The sequence below is a fragment of the Okeania sp. SIO2F5 genome, from assembly GCF_010692685.1.
GTDB lineage: Bacteria > Cyanobacteriota > Cyanobacteriia > Cyanobacteriales > Microcoleaceae > Okeania > Okeania hirsuta.
In genome coordinates, this window is sequence record NZ_JAAHGU010000101.1 from 13,200 (window position 1) to 27,174 (window position 13,975).

The following is a 13,975-nucleotide window of genomic DNA, read 5'->3' on the forward strand; positions in this document are numbered from 1 at the left end:
CCCTACAAATAGTGTATAATTTCGTTTTTTGCGAAAGTCCTGTTGATATTAAACCAATTTATTAATCTCAGCTCATACAGAATTTTCCTGTTGAATTCTCACTCCTGAATTCTGACTCCTAAAATTCTTCCTAATGATGATGATGGTGACCATGATCGTGGTCGTGATGGTGATGATGACCGTGGGAATGTCCATGCTCCCCACCGTGACTATGACTATGAGTTTTCTTCGCTTGTGCCACTGCTAAAGAAGGATTAACAGCTAAAGCATTCTCACTCAACAACTCCTCAATATAAAGGTTAGCCCAATCAGCAGCCATCTGCAAAAATTCTGGGCGATCGTTTACACAAGGCATTTGACGATAAGTTACTTCTGGATACTTGCGACGTATTGCTTCAATAATATGCTCGACATCTAATAATGTTTCGTGATTTTCTGTGGCAAAACCAATAGGCATAAATATAATAGCTGTTGCACCTAATTCTATGAGGTTTTTCGCAGCAGTTTTCGCATCTGGTTGAGTCCAGTCAATTAGTGGGGTATCGTGGTTTAACCAACCTACAGAAATTAAAGGATAACGATTAATTAAACGTTCCCGCACTAACTCATAAAGTGCCTGACTTTCATCAATTCCAGAAGTAAAACCTTTAGCTTCGTGAGGGCAACCATGATTAGTTAAAACAATGCCAATTTGAGATGGTAAATGAGCAACTGCCAAATCATTAGCAATTTCTTCTTCTACCATTTTTGCCATTAGATTAATATAATCAGGTTCGTTATAAAAGGAAGGAATATAACGTTGACCTTTTATCCAATGTTCGGTCTTATCTGCTAATTTTACCAAGGCTTCATTAACTTGTTCGACGGCAATTCCACTGGTAAAAATAGAGTCAACTACGAGCAAAGGATAAATCAATAATTTATCAAATCCTTCAGCTTTAATTTGTGTTAATACTTGTTCTGGTAAGTGGGGAGCGCAGAAGTTAAAAGCTTTGAAAACTTTGACGCGATCGCCCCACTTTGCTTGGAGATTTTTTTCAATTCCAGCTCTTTGACTTTCAAAAATAGCATTATGAGGAGAAATAAAATTACCATGTTGATGACTCCATTCATGCAAGTCAAAAATAGCTAATAATTTGGCAATGGGAGGGTATATCCAGGTAGGAACAGGAGCAAATTTAGCAGTAAGTAAATTTAATGCTTGTTCGTTATAATTAGCAAAATCTTCATAACTTTCTACTTCACCATATCCCATTAATAAAACTGCTACTCTGTCTTTTTTATCGGATGGAGTAACTGTTGATTGTTGAATTTTTTCTGGAGTAGTAACCACGTTTTTTCCCTTGATTTTAGAATTATTAATTAACTTGATACAAGAATGTACAACAGAAACAATTTATTGGCTTATACTCGGTCAAAAAAACAAGTATAAAAATCCTTTTTTTGAGAATAGGTTTGATTGAAATATGATTGAAAAAAACAAACATTTTTCTCAAACCTACTCCTACCACTATTGGTTTCTGTGCAACAGTAATAGTGAGTAATTAGACTCTGGTGTTAGTTTAACACTCCCCTCCGGGGGGATGGGTACTACAATAATTGAGATTATATAAAATATTCAAGGTTTGCTTGGGACATTTAACGAAGTCAGAAGTTAACCCACCCCTAACCCCTCCCAGGAGGGGAAGTAGGGGATTGGAGCAAGGTTCCAAAAATACAGCATATTTCGGGCAAATAAGGTACAGGGTAAATGATGAAAATATTGTAGTGCGCGCATCTTGCTCGCTTCGGGGTGTACCTTATAACAATGGGAAGCGCTGTATTTTGCCTTAAAAGGCGACGTTTTAGACCCAATTATTTTGATCAAAAGTTGAAAACTCAGATAAGGCCAGATTTTTCCATCCTTCAGTCCTCTCCCAGATAACTAAAGCCTTCTTCTTTCTTCCTTCTGAATTATGACTTTTGACTTATAACTTATAACTTTCTTCCTTCTTACTTCTGAATTATGACTTTTGACTTTTGACTTCACAAGGTACAGGGTAAATGATGAAAATATTGTAGTGCGGGCATCTTGCTCGCTTCGGGGTGTACCTTATAACAATGGGAAGCGCTGTATTTTGCCTTAAAAGGCGACGTTTTACACCCAATTATTTTGATCAAAAGTTGAAAACTCAGATAAGGCCAGATTTTTCCATCCTTCAGTTCTCTCCCAGATAACTAAAGCCTTCTTCTTTCTTCCTTCTGACTTCTGACTTTTGACTTATAACTTATAACTTCAGGACTTACACAAATTATTAGATAAAACGCTATCTGTAGAGGAAAAATGCCATTTTTCCTACTATATATGGCGGTTATGCGTCAGTCCTGACTTCTAACTTTCTTCCTTCTTCCTTCAAGATGACTATAGTAATTTGCCCTGGAATACACGACTCAAAGCTAACTGAGCAATTCTTGGAGGGACTATTTGTCCATTGGCAAAGTCTCTCTCAATCTGGAGAGTTGTTAATTTGTCCAACTCAAGATTATTCTCCCTATTCTGCTATTGACATTTTGAACTTTTTATGGATAAAAAACCAATTAACTAAAAATGTGCCACTATTATTTATTGCCTTTAGTGCTGGAGTAGTAGGAGCAGTAGGAGCAGCTTGGGGTTGGCAACTACGGGGTGGACAAGTCAAAGCCTTTGTTGCTATTGATGGGTGGGGAATGCCTGTAGAGGGAAACTTTCCTATATATAAGGTGAGTCACGACTATTTTACACATTGGAGTTGGGGACTTTTGGGGACTGTGGATGAAAGTTTTTATGCCCATCCATCTGTAGAACATTTGGAAATCTGGCGATCGCCCCAAACTACTACAGGTTGGTGGTTGCATCAAAACAGTATTGAAGTAAAAACAGCTTCACCAGTAACAGCAGCAGAATTTATCAGAATAATATTAGAAAACTATGGAGAATTAAGCACTTTTTCAGATGGTGAAGTATGTTCAATAATTAATAATTAATAATTAATAATTACCTCTCTTTGAAAAGAAGAGGATTGACTAAGCGGATAGTGAGGTACAGTTTAATACTAATCTCTTTTCGCTATTATCTATTCCCTATTGCCTATTACCTAAAAATTGTGGTCTAAAGCCTCCCTTTTTAAAGGGATAAAAAGCGGTCGATCTTCGGAGCTTCCCGTAGGGTGGAATGGCGTACTTCGGAGCGGCTCTGATAAGAGCGGGTCTCCTCGCTGGCCGACCATCGACCAACAGAAAAGAGACTATTCCTGATGTCAAGCCTCCTTATTGCAGATGTACTGATAACTGATAACTGAAATGACCTAGTTTTTTTAGATGAAACAAACAACAAAACCGCGAGTAAAAATTTACTGTATTAGCAGTATTGAAGAAGCAAAAATGGCAATTATTTATGGAGCTTCAGCTTTAGGTTTAGTTTCTGCCATGCCTTCTGGAATAGGAGTGATTTATGAGGAATTAATAGCAGAAATTTCTGCCATAGTTCCACCAGGTGTATCTACTTTTTTATTAACCAGTAAACAGGATGTAAAATCAATTATTGAACAACAGCGTCGGTGTCAGGTAAATACAATTCAAATATGTGACTATCTTACATTAGGAAAATATCAAGACTTGCGAGATGCTATGCCTGGAATTGCTCTTGTACAAGTTATTCATGTTACAGGAGAAGAATCGGTAAAAGAAGCTGTTGAAGTTTCTCCATTAGTAGATGCAATATTATTAGATTCTGGCAATAAATATCTACCAATTAAACAATTAGGAGGTACAGGTAAAGTTCATAATTGGGATATTAGTAAGAAAATCCGGGAATTAGTAGATGTGCCTGTATATTTAGCAGGTGGTTTAAACTCAGAAAATGTCACAGCAGCAATTAAACAAGTTTCTCCTTTTGGTTTAGATATTTGCACTGGTGTCAGAACAAATAATAAATTAGATGAAATGAAACTATCTAAATTTTTTAGTCAGATTTATTACAGTAGTTTTGGAGTTGATGAGGTACAAAATTTTAGGGAGTAGGGACGTTGCATACAACGTCCGTACAGAGTAGGGAGTAGGGAAAAAAGATTAATTTTAAAACTGTACCTCACTATCCTAAAAAGTGCTGTAATTTAGACAGAGTTCGATATAATCTCTAACTAAATTAAAAACTAAATTAAAAATTTTAATCAGGAAGCAGGAGCTAGTTAAGGTGAAAACAACAGAAAAAACTTCTTATATTAATGTTAATGGCGTTGAACATTACTATGAATGGATAAAGACATCAAATTCCACAGAAAAATCAAAACCAGTAATGGTATTTCTCCACGGATGGGGAGGTTCTGGTAGATATTGGGAAAGTACAGCTAAGGAACTTTCTAATCAGTTTGATTGTTTAATTTATGACTTACGAGGATTTGGACGTTCATGTTTACCTCAACCTTCTACTACTGAGAAAAAAACTCTTTTAAATTCATCAAAAAATCCTACAGAAAAATATGAATTAGTAGGCTATGCAGAAGATTTAGCAATGTTACTTGATGCTTTAAATTTAGAGAAAGTTTATATTAATGCTCATTCTATGGGAGGTTCTATTGCTGCCTTATTTTTGAATATGTATCCAGGGAGAGTAGAAAAAGCAATCTTAACTTGTAGCGGTATTTTTGAATATGATGAAAAAACATTTACAACCTTTCATAAATTTAGTCGTTATGTAGTTATGTTTCGCCCCAAATGGCTAGTACAAATTCCATTTATGAGCCGCATATTTATGGCAAGATTTTTATATAAATCTCTGCCCGATAGTATTAGTCGTACATTTTTAGAAGACTTTTTATTAGCAGATTTTGATGCTGCTTATGGCACAGTTTTAACTTCCGTAAGTAAAGAAGCTACAGAATGGTTGCCAGAACAATTTAAAAAATTTACAGTACCTACTTTATTAGTAGCTGGTGAATACGACCAAATTATCCCCGCAGAAATGGGTAAGCAAGCAGCAGAATTAAATGAAAAAATAGAATTAACTATTATGCCAAATACAGCTCATTTTCCTATGTTAGAAGACCGGGAAAATTATTTACAAAGAGTGACAAATTTTTTGTAAGCATTTAGCGTTCAGCTACCAGCTATCAGCCATTAATTCATTGCCTTTATAGCAGGAGTTAGTATTGAGAGATTTAAAGAGAATTCAAAGTATTGGAAAAAAACTAACGTAAGCATTTCCTACGCAATGCTGCGCAAACTAATCTTGACCTGAGCAGCGTATATTCATTATTTATGAAACAGCTAAAAGCTGAATGCCTACATTTTTTTTGCTTAGATAAAGCAAAATAAAAAAATACAATCTAGAGGGGAATTATCCACCAAGAAGAATTAAAATTTATTAATGAAATTGGTTATAACCTAACCTAAGTTATTGCTTGAATATGTTCAAAAGCTGATTGCTGTTTGCGCAGCATTCCCTAGGAAATGCTAATAGCTGAATGCTTACAGGTTAACTACAAACTCCCATAACAAAATTCCTTAATTTTAAGTGTAGAAATTTCTGTAAAAAATATGGTGGATACTGACACTGCCATACCGCTTAAAATTCTGCCATTATTAAAAATGTAAGTAAGCTTTAAGTTTAAGGATAATTAAATGAGTTTTTCCATTCAATCTCTATATACTTGGTATCGTAATACTATCCGTAATCCTAAATATCGTTGGTGGATTATTGCCGGAACATTGGCTTATGTATTAAGTCCTTTTGACATCTCTCCAGATTTTATCCCAGTTGTCGGACAGATTGATGATGTTGCTATTGTAACTCTCTTAGTGGCAGAAGTTTCTCAGATGGCAGTTGAATTTATCAAGTTACGTCGCAGTAAAAAAGATGTAGCAGTTGCACCTGATATTAATGATAAAGACTCAACTACTACTGATACCACAGTTGATGTAGATGCTGTTTCTGTCAAATAAATTGGATTTAGGCAAAATTAGCTTTTCATTATTTTGTCTTCACTGTATGAAATATGAAAAAGAATGCTACGGGAGATTCCCCCTAACTCCCATTCAACAGAAAGTGAAGCAACATCTGGCTTCCCCCTTGACAAGGGGGACAGGAGGGGGATCGAAGGCGTGATACATAGCAAAAATTTTAGTATCATAAACACTTAACACAAATATAGTCTTTTGTCTCCAGAAATTGGGGCAACTATTGACATAATCTAACAATGTCTGTGATGATAGAAAATCAGATAGCCTCAAGAGTCAACGATCTGATTTTAATAGGGTGAAATTCCTGGACTGACACGCTACCTCTAGACACATCAGAACCTACATCCAAGCCTCTGTATTATGACCAAGTAGAAATTGAATCAGGGAGATAATCAAATAAATGAGGAAAAGAAAAAGCAGTCCCAAATCCTTTTAGCTATGGGATAGAGGGTGTTGTAGTTCACCCAGTCAAGGTAAAAGCTGCAAAATAAGGATATGTCATATTTGACTATATTTTTATGAACTATTTCAAATAAGAATATTTAACCTAAGTCTCCAGTTGATGAAAAACGATGGACTTGGGTTTATTTTTTTGCGGGAAAATGGTATAAGTTCAAGGGTATTTGCTACGAGTAGGAAATAATGAAATTTAGGGAACTTGTAAATAAACTTGGTTGTGAGGCGATCGCTAGTAGTCTAGAAAAAACTAATGGTGTGGCCCCAGATATTACAGGTGTGGCCTCAGTGGATGAAGCAGTAGTAGGTACTCTTAGTTATATAGAAGGAGCAAAATTTGCCAGTTATTTAGGCACGACAAATGCTAGTGCTTTGATTTTGCCGATGGATGAGACTCTGCAAACCCAGGCAAGCGAACGTGGTATTGAGTGGGTAGCTGGAAAAGAACCGAGATTATTATTTGCCAAGGCGATCGCTCTTTTTTATCAACCTTTTCAACCTATTCGAGAAATTCATGGCACTGCTGTTATTCACTCAACAGCGGAAATAGGAAAAAATGTTCATCTTGGTGCTCATGTTGTAATTGATGCGGGGGTAAAAATTGGGGATAATGTTTGTATTTATTCAAATGTTGTAATTTATCCAGATGTGGAAATAGGAGATAACTCTGTTTTACACGCTAACTGTTCGATTCATGAACGTAGTCAAATTGGCAATGGTTGTGTGATTCATAGTGGAGCGGTTATTGGTGGAGAAGGTTTTGGTTTTGTGCCTACTCAAGATGGTTGGTATAAAATGGAACAATCTGGCAGAGTGGTTTTGGAGGATGGGGTTGAAGTTGGTGGCAATAGTACTATCGATCGCCCTGCAGTGGGAGAAACTAGAATTGGCAAAAATACGAAGTTAGATAATTTGGTGCATATTGGCCATGGTTGTCAAATTGGGAAAAACTGTGCTTTGGCCGCTCAGGTAGGTTTAGCTGGTGGGGTGAAACTGGGCGATAATGTGATTTTGGCAGGTCAAGTGGGTATTGCTAATCAGGCAAAAATTGGAGATGGAGTGATCGCTACTGCTCAAGCAGGTGTTCATAATGATGTTGCTGCTGGAGAAATGGTTTCTAGTAGTCCTGCTGTTCCTTATAAGATTTATTTGAAAGCGTCTGCTATTTATAAACGTTTACCTGAAATTTATCAATATGTGAAACAGATTAAGCGAATTTTGAATATTAGTTCTTAGGAAAGTGTTAAGCTATAAAACTGCTATTTCAATTTACGCCGACTATTTTTTAAGTAGACTTTAGTCTAGATATAGCAATCAGGAATCAGATATGAGAATTGAGGTGTTCCTTTAAAATTATAGAATGTAGCAGTTATCTTAGTTCATATATATTCGTTTTTTTCTTCTTACCGAAAAATCTTGGTCTAAAGCTTCCCCTTTTAAGGGGATAAAAAAAAGAGAATTCCGTATTTTCTTGCCTCCTTATTGCAGAGGTACTGATAACTGATAACTGATAACTGATAACTGAAATGGCTTATTCCCCATTCCCTAGCGCTATATAAATTTTTTCTGAGGAAAATTAGAGTGAAAGTTGAACAAGTTATTAATACCCTAAAGTTGGATTTACCTACTCTATTTGAAAAGGATATTTCCTACGATATTTATACTAAAGATATATTTTTTAAAGACCCAGTTAATACATTCAAGTGGAAGTTTAATTATCGAATTATTTTTTGGACTTTGCGCTTTCACGGTCGGTTATTTTTCACAGAACTCTATTTTGATTTACACGATGTTCAGCAAACAGAAGAAAATATTATTTTGGCAAATTGGACAGTGCGTGGAATATTAAGAGTTCCTTGGCAAGCCAGAATTTTTTTTAATGGTTATTCGACTTATAAATTGAATCAAGATGGATTAATTTATGAGCATATAGATACTTGGGATAGAAAACCTACTGAAATATTAAAGCAGTTTTTTCATAAAGGTTGAATTCAGTTATCAAAAGAGGGAATAGGGAATAGGTATGGAGGGAACAGGGAGCAGGTAATAGTAATTGATAATTTATGGATAAGACCAGTTAGTGTTAATTATTCTTGTTTTTAGTTCTTCCCCACTCCCCTACTTCCCCACTCCCTGTACGGACGTTGCATGCAACGTTCCTACTGACCTATCCGTGTATCCGTGCCATAATCCGTGTGAGCCACTCCCCTACTCCCCCACTCCCTCACTCCTGTCTCCTGTCTCCTGTCTCCTGACTCCTGATTTTTACTCTCCAATAGGAGAAATTTCAGCCATATCTAATATTCTAGGGATTAAATCTTCTCGCTTAATTGCCATCAAATGAACTCCGTGACAAATCTTACTAGCAATTTGTACTTGTTCGGCAGCAATTTTTATTCCTTCCTCTAAAGGTTTTTCAGCTTTTGCCAAACGATTAATAATATGTTCTGGTATATCAACTCCAGGCACATACTTATTAATAAAAGCAGCATTTTTGGCAGACTTTAGTAAAAATATTCCAGCTAAAATTGGCTTATTACTATCAACTGCAATTTGATTCATAAACTTTTCTAACTTATCAAAATCAGAAATTAATTGACTTTGAAAAAATTGACACCCTGCTAATAATTTCCGCTCAAATCGTTTTTTTAATCCAGACCAACTAGGGGACTGAGGGTCTACCGCAGCTCCTACAAATAAATCTGTAGCTCCATCTGGTAAAGTTTTCTCATTCCAATCTATCCCTTGGTTTAATTTAGCAATCATTTGTAATAAACGCACTGACTCCATATCAAATACACTCCTAGCATCTTTATGGTCTCCTGCTTTTACAGGGTCGCCAGTAAGAGCTAAAATATTATGAAGTCCTAATGCTGAAGCTCCCATTAGATCCGCTTGTAACCCAATACGGTTGCGATCGCGACAAGCTACTTGACATATTGGATCTATGCCATTATTTTTTAAAATAATTGATGCTGCCAATGAAGACATTCTCAAAACAGCACGACTGCCATCTGTTACATTAACAGCATGAACTCTACCTTTAAGTGTTGAGGCCATCTCGATCATGTGAGTAGGGTCAGCTCCCTTTGGTGGTGCTACTTCAGCAGTTACTAAAAATTCTTCCGATTTTACAGCATTACGAAATCTATTCATTTATTTATTACTTAGTTGTGGTTAAGTTGTTAATTTTTTCAGACTATTCGATAGATTAAATAAAAATCTTTTTTAACTAACTACTACTTACTTTTATTAGCGACGGAAACTTCAGAATATTCAATTGTACAGCAAATAAATATTATTTTTTTTGCTCATTAATAAATTATAATTTCCCTTCTACTTACACATAATTATCCAACTTTAAAATAACTTTTACAATAAGTTAATCCACTTAATTTCAGTTGAGGGTAATTGCGCTCGATAAAAATGAATAAGTTACTAATTTGAGCTTGATCTGAGTAGTTAACTACATATAGCTAAGAAAGAATTGGTTAGGACTTATGCGGATAATAAATCTTAGACTAGGAAATGTTTTCCCAACTGTTCCCTGTTCCCTGTTCCCTGTTCCCTGCTATAACTATTTCTATTAAATTGGCACAGAATAACCTAAAGCTGCTTTGACCTTTGCTAATGTTTGATGAGCAACTGCTCCTGCTTTTTGCCTACCTTTAGATAAAACAGATTCTAAATAACCTTGATCATCCATTACTTCTTTATATTTTGTTTGAATTGGTTTCAAAGCTTCAATAGTTGCCTCAGTTAATAAAGGTTTAAATTGTCCCCATCCCATATCCTGACATTCTACTGTTACTTCTTGTTTTGTTTTGCCTGAAAATAATCTATAAAGGGTTAATAAATTATTGCATTCAGGTCGTTCAGGATTATCAAACTCTAAACCCTTAACTGGGTCTGTTTTGCAACGTTTAATCTTTTTTGTAATTACATCCGGTGGGTCTAATAAACTAATTCTACTCAATTCTGAAGGGTCAGATTTAGACATTTTGCTAGTACCATCTGCCAAACTCATTACCCGCGCACCTTCTTTTCTAATTAAAGGGTCTGGTAATTTTAGTATCTTTTCCTCCTTACCAAACTGATGATTAAATCTAACTGCAATATCGCGGGTAAGTTCCAAGTGTTGTTTTTGGTCTTCTCCCACAGGAACTTTATCTGCATCATAAAGTAGAATATCTGCAGCCATCAAAACTGGATAATCTAATAAACCTGTCCCAACATTTTCTCCTTGCTTAACTGCTTTCTCCTTAAATTGGATCATATCTGTCAACCAATTCAGTGGAGTAATACAGTTCAGTAACCATGTCAATTCACTATGAGCTGGAATATGAGATTGTACAAATATGGTAGAATAATCCAGGTCTATACCACAAGCCAAATATAAGGCTGCAATAGTGTAAGTATCTGTAGTTAGTGTAGCTGGATTGTGTGGTACCGTAATAGCGTGTAAGTCTACTACACAGAAGAAATTATCATATTCTTTTTGACCCTCTACCCAGTTGCGAATAGCACCTAAATAATTTCCAATATGAAGGTTTCCAGTTGGTTGAACTCCAGAGAGTACGCGCTGTTTAACCATTACTTTTTAACTTTAGCCATTAAATGTTAATTAATAATTAACAATAACATAATTGAGTGCTCAGTTTAACCAAGTCAAAATTCAGAATTCAAAATTCAAAATTCAAAATTCAAAAGGAGTAGTTATTGACGGAAAAGTTTATATGATTGCTGTCTCCTTCATCCTTCTATAACCTACTACCTTCTTCCAGGGAATTGGTATCATCAAACAACTCGGCATTTTTCTTTTCAAGCAAGACAAAAGTTTACAATGGTTAATGTCACTTAGTTGTCAACAATATCAACAATAATAGAATATTTAAGACTTACGCACCTCAACCTATTTCCGTCCGAAGTGACTGATAGGGTTTGCGGAGCATTCCGGAACGGAAAGCAATCTCAAGTCCTAGTTTTTCGTGCCTCATGAGTAAGTCCTGATATTGACAAAATGTGAATAATTATTCCCAATAAATATTATATTAATGAATAGACCTCTTGCAAAAGTTTTAATTAAACCAATTCAAGATATGAAATAAATAATTGCCTATCCCCTATCCCCTATCCCCTATTCCCTATCCCCTATTCCCTATTCCCTGACTTCTGCAAGAAGTCTAATGTTTCTGAATGAAATTAAATGAAGCCGAAAATTAATAACATTACTGCCTGGAGACAAGCTGAACTACTAATGCAACCTGCTTTCATCAGATTATTAGATCATATTCGCAAAAAACTAGATAATTCTGTTTGGCAAGGAGATTATCAAGAAGTAGAAAAACCAATTCCAGGGTATAGATTAGATTTAGAATATCAAGACCAAAAAGTTAGTATTGATATCTGGGAACTTTGCTATCAAGTTTGTTTTAGTAATTATCATTTTACTCATAGTTCTGAGCAAATAGTAGAAGTTGAAGTCGATACTAGCTTACTCAACGATGAAGGAAATGTTAATTGGGAGCATCTTGACGAAAAAGCTCTAAGAGTGGTAGAGAATATGATGGCTGATTTGCCAACAGTATAGATACATTTTCTGGTGTTGCTGAAGCGCGTGTATGATATTAATCGCGCATTACTTAGGAGTAAACCCACCCCTCGCCCCTCCCCCTCCCAGGAGTGGGAGAACCGAGTCAGGAGTCAGGAGGGAAGAAAGAAGAGTATAAGGAGAAAGTTTTTTGGTTGCGTAAGCGGAACGGAGTTTTATCCTGCTCTGATCCGGACAGATATCATACCTCAAATCACCAACGCCCATTTTCTCAGAACAAAATAACTATTTGTATTAGACATCTCCAGAAAATCAACCTGCCCTTTATTTGCTATAAACTAGAGTGTAATAACTCAAAAAATCATTTTCCGTGTTTTTTCCTAAAAACATCTTCCCTGTTCCCTATTCCCTATTCCCTACTTTGACAAAAAGTCTATATCTTTTTCACGCCTATGTCTATTAAGTAAAAATAACAGAATAAAGTAGAATTATGAACCAAGAATTACGGAATATTCAAACATCTAATGGTGCAACTTTTCTAGACTCAATTCCAGTTAGCTTTGGTAATGATACTCAAGCAATAGAAGCAATAAAACAGGGAGTAGCTGTATGCGACCGCTCTCATTGGGGACTAATAAACATTTCTGACGATGACCGTCTACGGTTTCTACATAACCAAAGTACGAATAATTTCAATATTCTCAAACCAGGTGAAGGTTGTGAGACTGTTTTCGTCACTCCCACTGCTCGTACTATCGACTTAGCAACAGCTTATGTAACAGAAGATGCAGTTTTATTGTTAGTCTCTCCCACCCGTTGTCAACAGTTAATAGAGTGGTTTGACCGTTATCTGTTTCCGATGGACCGGGTGGCAGTGAAAGATATTAGTAGTGAATATGCCATATTTAGTCTCATGGGACCAGAAAGCAAAAACTCCATCGCCAAATTATCAGGGATAACTCCTCCAGATGCACCCCACCCTAGTCACCAGTTAATAAGTCTAAAAGATGTAGAAGTTCGCTTGACTGTTGGTAGTGGGTTAGCAACAGAGGGATACACTTTGATAGTTCCTGTAAACAATGCTGCTAAAGTTTGGCAAATATTAACAGAAACAGGAGCAGTACCTATGGGCGATCGCCTGTGGCAACAATTAAGAATAGAACAAGGTCGTCCAGCACCAGACTATGAACTTACAGATGACTATAACCCTCTCGAAGCTGGTTTATGGAATACTATTTCTTTTGAGAAAGGTTGCTACATTGGTCAAGAAACTATTGCTCGTTTAAACACATATAAAGGTGTGAAACAACGACTTTGGGGAATCCGTTTAAATGGGATGGCAGAATTAGGAAATGTTGTGAAAGTTGGAGATGAAAAAGTTGGGAAACTGACAAGTTGTACGGAAACTACTAATGAGGATTATTTTGGTTTAGTTTATATCAAAACAAAAGCAGGTGGAGTTGGTTTAAAAGTGCAAGTAGGAAATGTCGAAGGAGAAGTTGTTGAAGTTCCTTTTTTGACACATCAAGATATTGATAGTTAAGAGATTTATTGCACAAACAATCTGACAACTATACTATTTTCTCCAGCGATCGAATCGCTCTTTTGAACACCCATTAATATACTTATTAAAAACATATCCTTCAAGAGGAGTGTAGGGTTTAGGAGATTGACCAGAATCTAGAGCTACTATAGCGCTGTGCGCAGGCAACAGGCAACAGGCAACAGCTCATCTGGGGGAATAAATTGCTGATAATATAAGACTTTTAGCTATTTGGCCTCTCCTGCAATTTGTAAATATACCAGCGCTCATTGCTATATATAGCAATGAGCGCTGGCATCTTTACATGTTACATAGATATTTGCAATGTAATATAAAAGTAACTGTATGAGCTGTATTTTTCATAAATTAGGCGATCGCTAAACCTTAAAGTTTTAAGGATGTCTGTAATGGTATTGATAATTTACAGTTTATAGCTTGAAATTGTTTAC

Annotated in this window: 11 protein-coding genes; 8 read left to right on the forward strand and 3 right to left on the reverse strand. The window is 36.0% G+C overall.

Annotated elements, in window-relative coordinates; genetic code table 11:
* Positions 1-130 precede the first annotated feature (130 nt).
* Complete coding sequence (locus F6K27_RS23850; protein ID WP_287278684.1) at positions 131-1,333, reverse strand: ferrochelatase; 1,203 nt, start codon at positions 1,331-1,333, stop codon at positions 131-133.
* Between the two features lie 1,064 nt (positions 1,334-2,397).
* On the opposite strand from F6K27_RS23850, the gene F6K27_RS23855 reads away from it, so the two are divergent.
* The 6 genes from F6K27_RS23855 to F6K27_RS23880 all read left to right on the forward strand — a co-directional run bounded on the left by F6K27_RS23855 (position 2,398) and on the right by F6K27_RS23880 (position 8,421).
* Positions 2,398-3,003, forward strand: coding sequence for a hypothetical protein (locus F6K27_RS23855; protein WP_124147800.1), 606 nt, complete (start codon positions 2,398-2,400; stop codon positions 3,001-3,003).
* A 333-nt stretch (positions 3,004-3,336) separates the two neighbouring features.
* Positions 3,337-4,038: a phosphoribosylanthranilate isomerase gene (locus tag F6K27_RS23860; RefSeq protein ID WP_287278686.1), complete on the forward strand. Its 702-nt coding sequence runs from the start codon at positions 3,337-3,339 to the stop codon at positions 4,036-4,038.
* A gap of 172 nt (positions 4,039-4,210) precedes the next feature.
* Entirely contained in the window at positions 4,211-5,101 is an 891-nt protein-coding gene (locus F6K27_RS23865; protein WP_287278688.1) for an alpha/beta fold hydrolase, read from the forward strand.
* 536 nt (positions 5,102-5,637) lie between these two features.
* Entirely contained in the window at positions 5,638-5,958 is a 321-nt protein-coding gene (locus F6K27_RS23870) for a YkvA family protein (RefSeq protein WP_287278689.1), read from the forward strand.
* A 660-nt stretch (positions 5,959-6,618) separates the two neighbouring features.
* Positions 6,619-7,668 carry a UDP-3-O-(3-hydroxymyristoyl)glucosamine N-acyltransferase gene (lpxD, locus tag F6K27_RS23875; RefSeq protein ID WP_287278691.1) on the forward strand — a complete coding sequence of 350 codons (1,050 nt, stop codon included), beginning with the start codon at positions 6,619-6,621 and terminating at the stop codon, positions 7,666-7,668.
* Between the two features lie 345 nt (positions 7,669-8,013).
* Positions 8,014-8,421 carry a DUF2358 domain-containing protein gene (locus F6K27_RS23880; protein WP_287278692.1) on the forward strand — a complete coding sequence of 136 codons (408 nt, stop codon included), beginning with the start codon at positions 8,014-8,016 and terminating at the stop codon, positions 8,419-8,421.
* Positions 8,422-8,697: 276 nt separating this feature from the next.
* On the opposite strand, the gene F6K27_RS23885 is transcribed toward F6K27_RS23880, so the two are convergent.
* Positions 8,698-9,588: a methylenetetrahydrofolate reductase gene (locus F6K27_RS23885; protein WP_287278694.1), complete on the reverse strand. Its 891-nt coding sequence runs from the start codon at positions 9,586-9,588 to the stop codon at positions 8,698-8,700.
* Positions 9,589-10,018: 430 nt separating this feature from the next.
* Positions 10,019-11,026, reverse strand: a complete 1,008-nt coding sequence (trpS, locus tag F6K27_RS23890; protein WP_124155728.1) for a tryptophan--tRNA ligase — start codon at positions 11,024-11,026, stop codon at positions 10,019-10,021.
* Between the two features lie 612 nt (positions 11,027-11,638).
* Here trpS and F6K27_RS23895 point away from each other — a divergent pair.
* Together F6K27_RS23895 and F6K27_RS23900 are read left to right on the forward strand one after the other, a co-directional pair.
* Positions 11,639-12,022 carry a hypothetical protein gene (locus F6K27_RS23895; RefSeq protein ID WP_287278695.1) on the forward strand — a complete coding sequence of 128 codons (384 nt, stop codon included), beginning with the start codon at positions 11,639-11,641 and terminating at the stop codon, positions 12,020-12,022.
* Between the two features lie 451 nt (positions 12,023-12,473).
* Positions 12,474-13,526 (forward strand): folate-binding protein YgfZ, encoded by a 1,053-nt coding sequence (locus F6K27_RS23900; RefSeq protein ID WP_287278696.1) that lies wholly within the window; start codon positions 12,474-12,476, stop codon positions 13,524-13,526.
* Positions 13,527-13,975 lie beyond the last annotated feature (449 nt).